This is a genomic window from Sphingobium indicum BiD32 (assembly GCF_000382885.1).
GTDB lineage: Bacteria > Pseudomonadota > Alphaproteobacteria > Sphingomonadales > Sphingomonadaceae > Sphingobium > Sphingobium japonicum_C.
The window spans coordinates 1-14844 of the sequence record NZ_CAVK010000105.1 but is presented as its reverse complement, the minus strand read 5'-3'; the positions used below and the strand labels follow the sequence as shown (position 1 = coordinate 14844).

16 protein-coding genes are annotated in these 14844 nt (G+C 63.4%); 11 read left to right on the top strand and 5 right to left on the bottom strand.

What is annotated here, in order from left to right:
- From EBBID32_RS10695 to EBBID32_RS10685, 3 genes are all read left to right on the top strand, one after another.
- Positions 1 to 253 (top strand): transcription antitermination protein NusB (locus EBBID32_RS10695; protein WP_037490079.1); only part of this gene is annotated, 253 nt, incomplete at its 5' end.
- Positions 254 to 322: 69 nt separating this feature from the next.
- The gene (gene thiL, locus EBBID32_RS10690) at positions 323 to 1237 is read left to right on the top strand and encodes a thiamine-phosphate kinase (protein WP_006956323.1); all 915 of its coding nucleotides are present in this window, start codon (positions 323 to 325) and stop codon (positions 1235 to 1237) included.
- Between the two features lie 218 nt (positions 1238 to 1455).
- Complete coding sequence (locus tag EBBID32_RS10685) at positions 1456 to 3579, top strand: sodium-translocating pyrophosphatase (protein WP_006956319.1); 2124 nt, start codon at positions 1456 to 1458, stop codon at positions 3577 to 3579.
- Between the two features lie 56 nt (positions 3580 to 3635).
- On the opposite strand, the gene EBBID32_RS10680 is transcribed toward EBBID32_RS10685, so the two are convergent.
- Entirely contained in the window at positions 3636 to 3920 is a 285-nt protein-coding gene (locus EBBID32_RS10680; protein WP_006956318.1) for a type II toxin-antitoxin system RelE/ParE family toxin, read from the bottom strand.
- Positions 3917 to 4195, bottom strand: a complete 279-nt coding sequence (locus EBBID32_RS10675) for a hypothetical protein (RefSeq protein WP_006956316.1) — start codon at positions 4193 to 4195, stop codon at positions 3917 to 3919. Before EBBID32_RS10675 ends, EBBID32_RS10680 begins: the two co-directional genes overlap by 4 nt.
- A 135-nt stretch (positions 4196 to 4330) precedes the next feature.
- Here EBBID32_RS10675 and EBBID32_RS24875 point away from each other — a divergent pair, with 135 nt between their 5' ends.
- From EBBID32_RS24875 to EBBID32_RS10655, 5 genes are all read left to right on the top strand, one after another.
- Positions 4331 to 4489, top strand: coding sequence for a hypothetical protein (locus EBBID32_RS24875; protein ID WP_006956314.1), 159 nt, complete (start codon positions 4331 to 4333; stop codon positions 4487 to 4489).
- 71 nt (positions 4490 to 4560) lie between these two features.
- Entirely contained in the window at positions 4561 to 6024 is a 1464-nt protein-coding gene (locus EBBID32_RS10670; protein ID WP_006956311.1) for a DNA methyltransferase, read from the top strand.
- A gap of 174 nt (positions 6025 to 6198) precedes the next feature.
- Complete coding sequence (locus EBBID32_RS10665) at positions 6199 to 7323, top strand: 8-amino-7-oxononanoate synthase (protein WP_006956309.1); 1125 nt, start codon at positions 6199 to 6201, stop codon at positions 7321 to 7323.
- Positions 7320 to 7949 (top strand): dethiobiotin synthase, encoded by a 630-nt coding sequence (bioD, locus tag EBBID32_RS10660; protein WP_006956307.1) that lies wholly within the window; start codon positions 7320 to 7322, stop codon positions 7947 to 7949. Before EBBID32_RS10665 ends, bioD begins: the two co-directional genes overlap by 4 nt.
- A gap of 103 nt (positions 7950 to 8052) precedes the next feature.
- On the top strand, positions 8053 to 10095 hold the full coding sequence (locus tag EBBID32_RS10655) for a M13 family metallopeptidase (RefSeq protein ID WP_006956305.1): 2043 nt from the start codon (positions 8053 to 8055) through the stop codon (positions 10093 to 10095).
- 24 nt (positions 10096 to 10119) lie between these two features.
- Here EBBID32_RS10655 and EBBID32_RS10650 read toward each other — a convergent pair whose 3' ends face one another.
- From EBBID32_RS10650 to EBBID32_RS10640, 3 genes are read right to left on the bottom strand one after another with little or no spacing between them, the layout of a single operon-like run.
- On the bottom strand, positions 10120 to 10722 hold the full coding sequence (locus EBBID32_RS10650; protein ID WP_006956303.1) for a hypothetical protein: 603 nt from the start codon (positions 10720 to 10722) through the stop codon (positions 10120 to 10122).
- Positions 10719 to 11918 carry a M48 family metallopeptidase gene (locus tag EBBID32_RS10645; protein WP_037490078.1) on the bottom strand — a complete coding sequence of 400 codons (1200 nt, stop codon included), beginning with the start codon at positions 11916 to 11918 and terminating at the stop codon, positions 10719 to 10721. The genes EBBID32_RS10650 and EBBID32_RS10645 overlap by 4 nt, the downstream gene beginning before the upstream one ends.
- Entirely contained in the window at positions 11915 to 12667 is a 753-nt protein-coding gene (locus tag EBBID32_RS10640) for a hypothetical protein (protein ID WP_006956299.1), read from the bottom strand. Before EBBID32_RS10640 ends, EBBID32_RS10645 begins: the two co-directional genes overlap by 4 nt.
- Positions 12668 to 12790: 123 nt before the next feature.
- Here EBBID32_RS10640 and EBBID32_RS10635 point away from each other — a divergent pair, with 123 nt between their 5' ends.
- The 3 genes from EBBID32_RS10635 to EBBID32_RS10625 all read left to right on the top strand — a co-directional run.
- Positions 12791 to 14074, top strand: a complete 1284-nt coding sequence (locus EBBID32_RS10635) for an adenosylmethionine--8-amino-7-oxononanoate transaminase (protein WP_006956297.1) — start codon at positions 12791 to 12793, stop codon at positions 14072 to 14074.
- Positions 14075 to 14137: 63 nt separating this feature from the next.
- Positions 14138 to 14356, top strand: coding sequence for a translation initiation factor IF-1 (infA, locus tag EBBID32_RS10630; protein WP_003049127.1), 219 nt, complete (start codon positions 14138 to 14140; stop codon positions 14354 to 14356).
- 20 nt (positions 14357 to 14376) lie between these two features.
- The coding region (locus tag EBBID32_RS10625) for a Maf family protein (RefSeq protein WP_037490080.1) at positions 14377 to 14844 on the top strand (468 nt) is incomplete at its 3' end.

Sequence of the window (14844 nt, the reverse complement as noted above, 5' to 3'; positions counted from 1 at the left end):
CAAGCGCCGCGACGAAATCGACGCGCTGATCGTCGCCCGCCTGTCGAGCGGCTGGAGCCTCGACCGGCTCGACAAGCCGATGCGCCAGATATTGCGCGCAGGCACCTACGAACTGATCGCCCGCGCCGACATCGCGACCGCGACGATCATCAGCGAATATGTCGATGTCGCCCACGCCTTTTACGACAAGCGCGAATCCGGCTTCGTCAACGGCTTGCTGGATGCGGTGGCCAAGGACGCGCGCGGGTCATAACACCCCCTCCGCTCGAAACGAACGGATGAAAGCATTTCGGATTGGTGGTCAGAAGGCTAGACTCCTGCCATGTCCGCCGAATCCCGCTTCCTCACCCTGCTGCGCCTGCTGGCCAACCATCCCGCCGCGCAGGGGTTGATGGATGATGTCGCGGTCCTGCCGTTGGGCGAGACCCGCCTGATCCTCACCAGCGACACGATGGTCGAGGGGGTCCATTATCTCCCCACCGATCCGCCCGCCGACATTGGCTGGAAACTCGCCGCCGTGAACCTGTCGGACCTGGCGGCCAAGGGCGCGCGGCCGGTCGGCTGCCTGCTCAACTATGCCTTGTCGGGTGACGAAGCGTGGGACGCCGCCTTTCTCGACGGTCTGGGCGAAGCGCTCGACCGCCACGGCCTGCCGCTGCTGGGCGGCGATACGGTCAAGATGCCCGATGGCGCGCCGCGCAGCTACAGCCTGACCGCGATCGGCGAGGCGAACAGTGCCATCCCCACACGCAGCGGCGCGCAGCCGGGCGACACGCTCTACGTCACCGGCCCGGTCGGCGACGCTGGCATCGGCCTCGCCCTCGCCCGTGCCGATCCCACAGCGTCCGGCCCACTGGCGGACGCCTATCGCCGCCCGCGCCCGCGCCTGACCGAAGGCGCGCTGCTTGCTCCCCATGCCACCGCGATGATGGACCTGTCGGACGGGTTGCTGATCGACGCGCAGCGGATGGCGCAGGCCAGCGGCGTCGCCATCACCATCGATCATATCCCCCTCTCCCCCGCGCTCGAAAGCGTGCGCGGCGCCAGCACCGCCGTCCAGATCGCGGCGGCACAGGCGGGCGACGATTATGAACTGCTCTTCACCCTGCCCAGCGCAGCCACACCCCCGGTCCGCGCCATCCCCATCGGCCATGTCGGCACCGGCGCGGGTCTCACCCTGATGATCGACGGCGCAACCGTGCCATTACCGGCCACACTTGGCTGGGAACACGGATAGTCCCCCAACCCGCTTGACGCGCGCTGTACGGCCTGTAGCTTCCCTTCACCCTATTCTCAGCCCGGTTGGACCGCTTATGTGCGTGTGCCTGATGCTGATTGACGCGGTGCCAGATGCCGGACCCCACCCGTCCGGCCGCCCGCCGATGCGCCCTTCGTTCGCCCGTCATTCCCTGCGGAGCGGCCGATGAAAGTCATAATTGGGGGAGAGGAACATCCATGCAAATTGTCACCATCGCCATAGGGTGCGGCCTGCTGGCCATACTCTACGGCCTTTTCACCAGCCGACAGGTGCTGAACGCGCCTGCCGGTAACGCCACCATGCAGTCCATCGCCGACGCGATTCAGGAAGGGGCCAAGGCTTATCTGGGCCGCCAATATACCACCATCGCCATTGTCGGCGCGGTCGTCGCCTTGCTGGTTTTCTATTTCCTGGGGCTGACCTCGGCGGTGGGCTTCCTGATCGGCGCGATCCTGTCGGGCGCGGCCGGGTTCATCGGCATGAACATCTCGGTGCGCGCCAATGTCCGCACCGCCGAAGCCTGTCGCGGCACGCTGCAAAGCGGGTTGACGGTCGCCTTCCGCGCGGGCGCGATCACCGGGATGCTCGTGGCGGGCCTCGCCTTGCTCGCGATCAGCCTGTTCTTCTGGTATCTGACCGGCCCGGCCGGCCATGCGCCTGACGATCGGCTCGTCATCGACAGCCTCGTCGCGCTGGCGTTCGGCGCGTCGCTCATCTCCATCTTCGCGCGCCTTGGCGGCGGCATCTTCACCAAGGCGGCCGATGTCGGCGCGGATCTGGTGGGCAAGGTCGAAGCGGGCATACCGGAGGATGACCCACGCAACCCGGCCGTCATCGCCGACAATGTCGGCGACAATGTCGGCGACTGCGCGGGCATGGCCGCCGACCTGTTTGAAACCTATGTCGTCACCGTCGGTGCCACCATGGTGCTGATCGCGCTGCTGGTTGCAGGGGTCGACAACGCCTTCAAGATGGACCTGATGTCGCTCCCCCTGATCGTGGGCGGCGTGTGCATCATCACCTCCATCATCGGCACCTATTTCGTGCGGCTGGGTGCCAGCCAGTCGATCATGGGCGCGCTCTACAATGGTTTCTGGGTCACGGCGATCCTGTCCATCCCCGCCATCTATTATGTCACCTGGCGCACGCTGGGCGACATGCACGCGGTGTTCGGTGCGGATCTGGACGGGGCGGGCGGCTATAGCGGCATGGACCTGTTCTGGTCGATGATGGTGGGGCTGGCCGTCACCGGGCTGCTGGTCGTCATCACCGAATATTATACCGGCACCAATTATCGCCCGGTCCGCTCCATCGCCAAGGCATCGGAAACCGGCCATGGCACCAACGTCATTCAGGGGCTGGCCGTCAGCCTGGAATCGACCGCATTGCCCACGCTGGTGATCGTCGCGGGTATCATCGTCGCGCACCAGCTGGCGGGCCTGATCGGCATCGCCTTTGCCGCGACCGCCATGCTGGCGCTGGCGGGCATGGTCGTGGCACTCGACGCCTATGGCCCTGTCACCGACAATGCGGGCGGCATCGCCGAAATGGCGCATCTCGACGACAGCGTCCGGGTCAAGACCGACGCACTCGACGCGGTCGGCAACACGACCAAGGCGGTGACGAAGGGCTATGCCATTGGCTCTGCGGGCCTTGCCGCGCTGGTGCTGTTTGGTGCCTATACGGAGGATCTGAAATTCTACAATTCGGCGCTGGGCCTCACCGCCCCGGTCGATTTCAGCCTCTCCAACCCCTATGTCATCGTCGGGCTGCTGCTCGGCGCACTGCTCCCCTATCTGTTCGGGGCGATGGGCATGACCGCCGTGGGCCGTGCCGCCGGTGACGTGGTAAAAGACGTTCGTGCGCAGTTTGCGGAAAACAAGGGCATCATGGACGGCACCAGCAAGCCCGACTATGCCCGCACGGTCGATCTGGTGACGAAGGCGGCGATCAAGGAAATGATCGTCCCCTCGCTCCTGCCCGTCCTGGCGCCGATCATCGTCTATTTCGTCATCGCCGCCGTCGCGGGCGTCTCCAACGGCTTTGCGGCTCTTGGCGCGCTGCTGCTGGGCGTCATCGTCTCCGGCCTGTTCGTCGCCATCTCCATGACCAGTGGCGGCGGCGCATGGGACAATGCGAAGAAATATATCGAGGATGGCCATCATGGCGGCAAGGGCAGCGAAGCCCATAAGGCCGCCGTCACCGGCGACACCGTGGGTGATCCCTACAAGGACACTGCCGGGCCGGCGGTCAACCCGATGATCAAGATCACCAACATCGTCGCGCTGCTGCTGCTGGCCGCGCTGGCGCATGGGGCGTAAATGAAGGAACAGCCCGCCCGGCACGATCCGGGCGGGCTGTTTCCCTGTTCACCGCTTTACGGATGCTCAGGCGGCCATTGCCGCGCCGTATGGGTCAGGACGAGTATCCACACCGTCTGTTCCCCTATTTCATATATGATGCGGTAGCTGCGATGCGGGGTCAGTTCGCGCGTGCCCGCAATCTCCCCCACATGACCAAGCATCGGAAAATCGGCAAGCCGGGCGATGGATTGACTGAATAACTGATCCATCCGCCATGCCGCTTCAGGATCACGCGCGTGGAGATAGTCCCAGATCGCAACCCGGTCCCGCTCCGCCTGCGGCGTCCAGACGATTTTCACGCCTGATCGGTGATCCGCGCCCGGCGTGCCGCAAAGTCAGCGTCCACCGCCGCATTCGACCGGCCCTGCCCCTGCTGCACCGAAATACGGGCGGCATCGACCTTGCGTTGCAGGAAGGCGCTATGCTCACGCTGTGCCTGCTGCTGCTGGATGAAATCGCGCATCAGTTCGCGCACCACCTGCGAAGCGGGGCGGTGACTCGCCTCGGCCTCGGCCATGAACGCGGCGCGCAGGTCAGGTTCCAGCTTCATGGTGAAGATCGCGGCTTTCGACATGCTATCCTCCGTCCGGTACAGACGATGTATATACGTCTCGCCCCCCTACGACAATCGCCATGTCGCTGCAAAGGCTGGAATCCGGCCCTCCTTCGTGCCAGAAGCCATGTCCGATACAGGGGTTCAGGGGCGCGCATGACCAACCGGCTTTATTATGGCGACAATCTGGACGTGTTGCGGACGCATATCCCTGACGAAAGCGTCGACCTCATCTATCTCGACCCGCCGTTCAATTCCAATGCGGGCTATAATGTCCTGTTCAAGACCCCACCCCAAGCACAGGGGGGGGACTGATTGATAAATCTGCACAAATTCTCGCATTTGAAGATACGTGGACGTGGGGACCATCCAGCCAGAGCGCGCTGATGGACATTGCCAGCGGCACCAACCGCGCGCTGACCGTGATGATGAACGCGATGCACAGCGCCATCGGCGAAAATCCGCTGATGGCGTACCTCGCGATGATGGCGGTGCGGCTGGTCGAACTCCACCGCGTCCTGAAACCCACCGGCTCGCTCTACCTCCACTGCGATCCGACCGCGAGTCACTATCTCAAGCTGGTGCTGGATGCCGTGTTTGGGGCTGAGAATTTTCGTAGTGAAATCATTTGGAAAAGGACCAGCGCTCATAATAGTGCCAACCGTTATGGCCCTGCCCATGACGTAATTTTCTTCTACTCGAAAAATGAATCATTCATTTGGAATGCACTCTACGGTCCATATGATGACGTATACGTAGATGCATTTTTTACCCACACTGATGAGGACGGTCGGCGTTGGCGTCGCACAGATTTGACTGGCCCTGGCACACGAAACGGTGACTCTGCCCTGCCTTGGCGTGGAAGAAACCCTACTGATCGCAAACGACACTGGCAGCCTCCGTCATATTTCTACGACAAGTATGAGAGGATCACCGGCGAGAAATTGGACGAACTCCCCTTAATCGAGCGTCTCGAAAAAATGGATGGTGTTGGCCTCATTCATTGGCCAGCTAAAGCCGACGGTATGCCGCAAGGCAAAAGGTATCTCGAAGATGCGCCGGGTATCCCACTCCAAGATATCTGGGTGGATATAAAGCCGATGCACAATATGTCAGAGGAACGCCTCGGCTACCCCACGCAAAAACCCCGCGCCCTGCTCGAACGGATCATCGCCGCCTCGTCCAACCCCGGCGATGTCGTGCTCGATCCCTTTTGCGGCTGTGGCACGGCGGTCGATGCCGCGCAGAAACTGGACCGGCAATGGATCGGCATAGACGTCACCCATATCGCCATCGGCATGATCGAGGCGCGGATGCGCGACGGCTATCCCGGCATCGCGTTCGACACGATTGGCGTGCCCAAGGATCTGGCCAGCGCCGAACGGCTGGCACAGGATGATCCGCACCAGTTCCAGCAATGGATCTGCTGGCAGGTCGGCGGCTTCCCGCGTGAGAAAAAGGGCGGGGACAAGGGCGTCGATGGCTGGTTCAATTATCTCGCCGCTGGCGGCAAGATCGAAACCGGGGTTATCTCGGTCAAGGCGGGCGACAATGTGAACCCCAATATGGTCCGCGACCTTGGCCGCGTCATGGAACGCGACAAGCATAGTTTCGGCCTGTTCGTCATGAAAGGAATGCCGACCAAGGGGATGCGCGACGAAGCGGCGTCCCAGCCCGTCATCGAAACCGAATTCGGTCGCTTCCCCGCGCTGCAATTCGTGACGCTGGCCGAACTGTTCCAGGGGCTGAAACCCAAATTGCCTCCGCTGATCAGTCCGGTGAAAAAAGCATCCCGCGTCGAAACCCGCAAATCGCACCAGCCCGGCGCGCAGGGCGGCCTGTTCGGCTGATGGCCTGTCCTACATCCCCCCATCCTGCTACAGTCCCGCCCATCCCGTTCTTTCCCATCGTCCGTCCCGCCCCCGTCACCACGCCGGGGGCCGCGCAAAGTTTCGCCTGAAATTTGCATATATCGATATGGGCGAAGTTTGCGAACTTCCGCCACCGCGCCTATAGCCCCGGCCATGACCGCCGAACCCTTTGCCAGACAGCTGGCCGCGCTGGAATCACGCGGCCGGTTGCGCCGCCTGATCCCCCGGTCGGGCCGCGATTTCGCCTCCAACGATTATCTGGGCCTGTCGGGCGATCCGATCATCGCCGGGGCCGTGGCCGACGCGATCGGGCGTGGCGTGCCGGTGGGATCAGGTGGATCGCGGCTGCTGCGCGGCAATGCGCCCGAACATGAAGGGCTGGAGGCCAAGGCCGCCGCCTTCTTCCGCACCCAGGCATCTTTGTTCGTCGCCAACGGCTATGTCGGCAACCTCGCTCTGTTCGCCACCCTGCCCCAGCGCGGCGACCTGATCGTCGCCGACGAACTGATCCACGCCAGCGCCCATGACGGCATCCGCATGAGCAAGGCCGCCGCCGTGTTCGCCCGCCACAATGACGTGCAGAGCTTTGCCGACCTGATCGCCGCCTTCCGCGCCGAAGGAGGCAAGGGCCGCATCTGGATCGCGGTCGAAACGCTCTATTCGATGGACGGCGACATGGCACCGCTGGCCGATCTCGCCAAGCTGGCAGCCAGGCATCACGGGATGCTGATCCTGGACGAAGCCCATGGCACCGGCGTATTCGGTCCCGGCGGACGCGGCCTGTCGGCGGGTCTTGATGGCCTGCACAATGTCATCACCCTGCACACCTGCGGCAAGGCGATGGGGGTGGAAGGCGCGCTGATCTGCGGCCAGCGCATCCATATCGACTATCTCATCAACCGCGCCCGCGCCTTCATCTTCTCCACCGCGCCCTCGCCGCTGATGGCGGTCGCCGTTTCCGCCGCGCTCGACCGGATCGAGGAAGCGGGCGACCTGCGCGACAGGCTGACGACCCTGCGGCAGGACGCGGCCGAATCCATCTGCGGCCCGCTAGGCCTGCCCACCCCGCGCAGCCAGATCGTGCCGGTCATATTGGGCGGGGACAGCCGCACCATGGCCGCCGCCGCCGCGCTACAGGACGCAGGCTTCGACGTGCGCGGCATCCGCCCGCCCACCGTCCCGCCCGGCTCCAGCCGCCTGCGCATATCGCTCACCCTCAATGTCAGCCGCGCCGACATCGCCGCGCTGGGCCGCGAGCTGCAACGGATCGTCCGGTGACCATATTCGTCGTCACCGGCACCGACACCGGCATCGGCAAGACCGTGTTCGCCGCCGGATTAGCCGCTGCGCTGGGTGCCCATTACTGGAAGCCGATCCAGGCCGGGGTTGATCCTGATGGCGACAAGGAGGTCGTCGCCCGCCTCTCCGGCCTGCCCGCCAGCCATATCCTGCCCGAAGCCTATCGCCTGACCACCCCCGCCTCCCCCCATCTCGCCGCGCGGATCGACGGGGTAGAAATCGCGCTCGACCGTTTGGCTCTGCCGCAGGTCGATGGCCCGCTGGTGATCGAAGGCGCGGGCGGCGTGCTGGTGCCGATCAGCGAGGAGCTGCTGATGGCCGATCTGTTCGCTCATTGGGGCCAACCCGTCATCCTGTGCGCCCGCACCGCGCTCGGCACGATCAACCACAGCCTGCTCAGCATCGAAGCGCTGCGCGCCCGCAACGTGCCGATCGCGGGCATCGCCTTCATCGGGCAGGCCCATGCGGAGAACGAACGCATCATCCCGCAACTGGCCGCTATCCCCAGCTTTGGCCGTCTGCCTTTGCTCGATCCGCTCGATCCCGCCACGCTGGCCGCCGCCTTTGCCGCGCATGTCCGGCTTTCCGATCCTTTCAACGGCTGATAATATTCGACCAACGACATGGACAGGATTGTTGGACAGGCGTTCAAGTCCCCATCATGCCGGGCGCACTAAGCTGCGCCCACTTCAAGCAAGGGATGCTTTGATGAACCAATTTTTCCTGTGTGCCGCCGCCTCCGCACTGGCGCTGACTGCTGGTAGTGCCCACGCGCAACAGACCGCTCCATCGCCCACGACCGCCGCGCCCGCCAAGCCCACTTATGGCAGCTATGGCTTCGACGCCGCAGGCATGGACCCTTCGGTCAAGCCCGGCGATGATTTCTACCTGCACGCCAACGGCACATGGGCGAAAAACACGCCGATCCCCGCCGACAAGTCCAACTATGGCGCGTTCAACACGCTGGACGAACTATCGCGCACCCGCACCCGCGCGATCCTGGACGCGGCGAAGGGGGACGCCAGCAGCAAGATCGGCGCAGCCTATGCCAGCTATCTCGACACCGCCGCGGTAGAGGCGAAGGGACTGGCCCCGATCAAACCCTGGCTGGCCGAAATCAAGGGCGTCAAGGACAAGGCCGGTTACGCCCTTGTCGCCGCCAAGGCCGCGCGCAGCGGCATCAGCGGGCCGTTCCGCTTCTATGTCGGGCAGGACGATAAAGACCCCGAAACCTACATCCTGTCGATGAGCCAGAGCGGTCTGGGCCTCCCCGACCGCGACTATTATCTGGATGAAAAGCCGGAAATGGCCAAGATCCGCGCCGCCTATGTCGCGCATCTGGAGACGATGCTGACGCTGGCGGGTGAAGCTGACGCCAAGGCCCGCGCCGCCGCGCTAATGGCGTTCGAGACGGAAATCGCCAAGGTCCACTGGACCCAGATTGACAGCCGCGACGCCGACAAGACCTATAACAAGCTGACTCTGGCCACCCTGCAAAAGGCTGCGCCCGGCTTCGACTTTGCCGCCTATTTCAAGGCCAACGGCCTGACCCCCACCGACCTGCTGGTCGCCCAGCCGTCTGCAATCACCGGCGAAGCGGCGCTGATCGCCAAGGCACCGGTCGGCTTGCTCAAGGACGCGCTGTTGCTGCGCAGCCTGCACGCCTATGCCGACAAGCTGCCCGACAGCATCGCCAACGCCGACTTCGCCTTTTACGGCACCACCCTGTCAGGCACGCCGGAGCGGGAAGCCCGGTGGAAGCGGGGCGTGGATTTCCTCAAGGACTCGCTCGGCGAAGAAGTCGGCAAGGCCTATGTCGCGCAATATTTCCCGCCAGAAACCAAGGCGGCAATGGACGTGCTGGTCAAAAATGTCATCGCCGCCATGGGCCGCCGCATCGACGGCCTGCCATGGATGAGCGACACCGCCAAGGCGCGCGCGCACAAGAAGCTGGCCGCCTTCACCCCCAAGATCGGCTATCCCGACAAGTGGCGCGACTATGCGGCCCTGACCATCCAGCGCGACGACCTGCTGGGCAATGCGATGCGCGCCAGCCAGTTCGATTTCGACTATAATATCGGCAAGCTGGGCAAGCCCATCTATCGCTGGGAATGGGGCATGACCCCGATGGAGATCAACGCTTACGCCAATTTCGGCATGGTCGAGATCGTCTTTCCCGCCGCGATCCTGCAACCGCCCTTCTTCGATCCCAACGCCGACCCAGCGGTCAATTATGGCGGCATCGGCGCGGTGATCGGCCATGAACTGAGCCATCATTTCGACGATCAGGGCGCGAAATATGACGAAACCGGCAAGCTCAACCAGTGGTGGACCGACGCCGACGTCGCCAATTTCAAGGGGCTGACCGACAGACTGGTCAAGCAATATGACGCCTATGAACCCTTCCCCGGTGCGCATGTGAAGGGCGCGTTCACGCTGGGCGAGAATATCGGCGATCTGGGCGGTCTGGCGGTGGCGCTGGACGCCTATCATGCCTCGCTGGGCGGCAAGCCCGCGCCGGTGATCGACGGCACGACCGGCGACGAGCGCTTTTTCCTGGGCTGGGCGCAGGTGTGGCGGCGCAATTATCGCGAGGCGAACCTGCGCCAGCGGCTGGTCACCGACCCGCACGCCCCGTCGCAATATCGCGCCGACATCGTGCGCAATTTCGACACCTGGTACGACGCCTTCAAACCCGCGCCCGACGGCAAGTTGAGCCTGAAGCCGGAAGAGCGGGTGAAGATCTGGTAGGGACCGCCTGCCCGATGATCGCCGCTACCGAAGCGTGGCAGAGTCTGCCAGCGCCCGATAGTCGGCGATTGTCTTGCCAAAATAGTTGAGGCGCGGCGCATCGAAGGTGATCATGTAGAGCTTGCCGCCAACGATCGCCGCCCTTGCCTCTCCCTTTCGCGTCAGTTCGTCACCGTCCGTATATTCATAGGTGAAACGCACGCCGTCCTTGCCGAGGAATGGAGCCGGATCGGTCGAGATCAGGGAGAAACTGCCGATGCCCTTGAACGTACGATAAGTGCGCTCGATGAGTTCCGGCACTTCCACCAACAAGGTTTCCGCCGTAAATTTGGGCAAGGGATCATGCTTCTTGTTGCGCTCTTTAACCAGCGGCATGCCCGCTGGAATGCCGCCATAAAAGGTGACGTCGTTCAACTGTCCGCCGTCCAGCGTCCAGGTCTCGGCATATTTGCCGATGCGCCCGCTGAGCTGGTTCCAGTCACGCGACGGCGTCACCCAGAGCGGCGCATTGGCAACCGCGACGCCTGCCCCCTTTTCATGGAGTTTGTGCGCAAGGCCAGGCGATGCAAGCGAGAGGAGGCCTGTCGCGATCATCGCAACTGCCATGATATGGGTTTTTGCGGTCAATTGCCCGTCCCTTCCTTTGGCAGCATCATCAGAATCATGGACGCATCGCTCGCGTCCGGCTTTTTTTCGAGATAGGTCCGCAACGCCTGCGCGCCTTCGGAGCGACGTCCGGTCTTGACGAGGGACAAGCCAAGCCCCCGATAGGCATCGGCCATGCTCCCATCGCTTGCTATGGCCTGCGCATAAAATTCGGCGGCGTTGACCAGATCGCGCTGGGCACCGCGCGACCGATAAAGTTCACCACGCGCAAACCACAAAGGCGCTGTCCAGCCGCTCTGCGCCAATGACTGAATAAGATAATCACTCGCACCGAAATCATTGAGTTTGACCTGATCTTCCAGGAACAGCGGCAGCCATGGTGCAAGGGCAGCGCGATACCGATCAGCGCCCGCATCGCGCGCCGCCGCATCGGGCAAAGCGAGGGTAGCCATGGTAGCCGCGCGCTCACCGTGCGGCGGATGCGATGCGGTAAAGGCTATCCGCTCGAAGTTCGGCTTTTTCAATCCCCTAACCTGCGCGGATGCCTCGATCTCCGCCATGACATTCTGCCAGACCAGTGACGCTGCCTGCGGCGGGAACTGGCTCTTGTTGAGATAGCCGATCCCCAAGGCGTCCGCTTCCCGTTCCTGATCCCGGCCAAAACGAAACAGGTTGCCGTACACGGAGAGCTGTAAATCCTGGTAGGGCCGCCGGACATCATAGCTGGGGGCAAGGCTCGCCAGCACGGCCGCCCATGCCAGAAGGTCTGTGCCTTGCCGCCCCGACCTGAACTTTTCCAGAGAGTGACGACTCTCGAAGTGGCCAAATTCATGGCCGAGGATCGCACCCAGCTCCGCCTCGTTATGAACGCGAAGGAGCAGGCCGCTGAATATGCGCATGGTCCCATTGGGGGCCATAGTGGCGTTGAATGTCGGCTCTCGCATGACGTAGATGCGTGCCGAGTTGCACCGGTCTGCGCCGACTGTGTCGCACAATATCTTGGTCAGATAGCGCGTAAGCTTTTCGTCGCGAATGACCAGGCTGGATACGGCAAGGCGCTGTTCATCCTCGTCCATCTCCCGCCAGAGGCCGATCTCATCAACACCCTGTGGCTGGTATGCGCCAGCATAAGGCGGAGGCAGAGCAGGCGCTGCGGCGGCGGCCTGCGCGAGGAGACACGCCAGTCCGGTTGCAAGCTGTGCGACAAGACGCCTCACGGTTGCGCAGCCTTGCCGATCTGGCTGCCGGGGAAATCTTCGAGCAGTTGGGCAACGCGCTTGTCTGCCCCGTCGATTTCCCGCACGTCCCCGCCCATCGCGCCATCGGCATTGAGCCAGAGAAGGTCGCCGGTTTTCAGGTCGACGAGGCCCGCATAGCCGACATGTTCGCCCGACGTGACGCCTACCCCGCCGAGCATCGCGACCATCTGCAACATTTTGCGGCCGGTCGATCCGTAGGCGTCCTTGTTATAGATGAACAAGGCATAGTCTGCCTTGTCCGCGCCGGGCAGGTTCGCGACACTTTCGCCCATCGACCAGTCGAATATGTCCGCCTTGTTGTCGCGTTTCTTGGTCGGCAGGCGGTTGCCGACGAAGAACTGATATTCGATCACGGCTTGGGAGATGGCGGCGAACAGGGACATATGTTCATGCAGATTGCGGGCCTGATCGCCATCCGCATCCGGTGCGACGATGACCTGATTACCCAGCTTCGCCTGGAGTATCTTGAGCGCGCCCTGGATATTCATCTTGGCCCGCTCGGTCCATTCGGCGTTAGGCTCGAACATGCCCCCGGTCGATTGCGCGCCCACGCGCACCGAAGGCGGGAACACCAAGATGCGTTTATTGCTGTTCGCTGCGAGTTGAAATCCCTGCCTGACAGCGGAGCGTTCCTGCGCGCCAGCAGGCGTGATCGCAAAAATGCCCATGCTCAGGACCAGGCCGAGCCAGAATGAATAGCGTTTCAATGACGTCCCCCCATTTGCCATCCGCGCCCCACAGATGACATCCCATCATAAGAAGGGTACTGTTCCCGGCGCAAGGATGTTTGGCGGCTAGCGCTCCACCTTGCCCTCGCCTAAAGCCGCCCCATGACCTCCCCCGTCTGGCACCCCTTCACCCAGCATGGCCTGAACGAGCCGATCCCCCATGTCGTGCGCGCGGAGGGGGCGTTGCTGCATCTGGCTGATGGCAGCACGCTGATCGACGGGATTTCCAGCTGGTGGGTAACGACTCATGGCCATTGCCATCCGCGCATCGCCGCCGCCATCGCGCAGCAGGCGGGTCAGCTCGATCAGTTGATCTTCGCCGGCTACACCCATGAACCTGCCGAAACCGTGGCGCGCGGCCTGATCGAGATCGCGCCCTACGCGCCGGGCTGCGATCCACTCGCCCACGTCTTTTTTTCCGATAGCGGATCGACGGCGGTTGAGGTCGCGCTCAAAATGGCGCTGGGCTACTGGCATAATCTGGCGCTGGACGGGCTGGCGGAGGCGCGCAGCCGCATTCTTGTGCTGGAACATGGATATCATGGCGACACGATCGGCACGATGTCGGTGGGCGAACGCGGCGTCTATAATGCCGCCTGGGCACCGCTCTTGTTCGATGTCTGCACCGTCCCCTTTCCAGCGCCGGGCCGGGAGCAAGCCTGCCTCGACGCGCTGGAGGCAGCCTGCCGCGACAAGCCCGCCGCCTTCATCGTCGAGCCGCTGCTGCTGGGCGCGGGCGGGATGCTGCTCTATCCGCCACCTGTACTGCGCGAGATGGCCGCAATTTGCCGCCGCCATGACGTGCTGTTCATCGCCGACGAAGTGATGACTGGCTGGGGCCGCACCGGCACGTTGTTCGCTTGCGAACAGGCGGGGGTGGTGCCGGACATCATGGCGGTGGCCAAGGGCATTACCGGCGGCGCAATTCCGCTCGCCGCAACGCTGGCGACTGCGCGCATCTTCGAGGCGCACCGGTCGAGCGACCGCGCCCGGCTCTTCTATCATTCGTCCAGCTACACCGCCAACGCCATCGCCTGCGCCGCTGCCGTCGCGAATCTCGCCATCTGGCGAGAGGAGGATGTGCGAGGCCGAATCGCCGCGCTGACCGATGGCATTGCTACGCGACTCGCAGAGTTGGCAGCGCATCCCGCCTTCGCCCATCCACGCCAGTTGGGCACGATCGCGGCGATCGACATTGTGACGGCGGATGCAGGCTATCTGTCCGATCTGGCCCCGCGGCTGCGCGCTTTCTTCCTGCGACACGGCCTCTTGCTGCGGCCATTGGGCAACACCATCTATCTGATGCCGCCTTATTGTATCGATACAGAACAGCTTGATTGCGTCTTTGCCGCACTCGTCGCAGCGGGCGATCATTTCAGCGCATGAAGCCGCCTTTCATTTTGGATGAATTGGCGCTATGGCGGCGCGATTTTTTGAATTCGGGATATTATGGCCAAAGAAGAACTGCTTGAAATGCGCGGACAGGTTGTGGAGCTTCTCCCCAACGCCATGTTCCGCGTCCGGCTTGAGAATGATCATGAGATCCTCGGCCATACCGCTGGTAAAATGCGCAAGAATCGCATCCGCGTCCTCGTCGGGGACGAGGTGCTGGTCGAACTGACGCCCTACGACCTGACCAAGGGTCGGATCACCTACCGCTTCAAATAAGCCAACGGGTGTCAGGCCCGATGCGGCTCATTCTTGCTTCCGCTTCCCCCCGGCGCCTGGCGCTGCTGGGGCAGATCGGCGTCGCACCCGATGCAGTGGACCCTGCCGATTGCGACGAAACCCCGCACAAGGGCGAATTGCCGTCCGTCTATGCCGCGCGGGTTGCGGCGGACAAGGCGGCGATCGTTGCCGCGCGGCATCCGGGCGCACTGATCCTGTCGGGCGACACCGTCGTTGCGGCGGGTCGGCGCATATTGCCCAAGGCAGAAACGGAGGAGGAGGCGCGCGCCTGCCTCACTCTGCTTTCGGGGCGGCGGCACCGCGTGCTGAGCGCGATCACGCTGATCGACGCAGCGGGCAAGGCGCGGCATCGCCTGTCCACCAATATCGTCACCTTCAAGCCGCTGGAGCGCAGCGAGATCGACCGCTATATTGCCGGCGGCGAATGGCGGGGCAAGGCGGGCGGCTATGCGATACAGGGCCGGGCC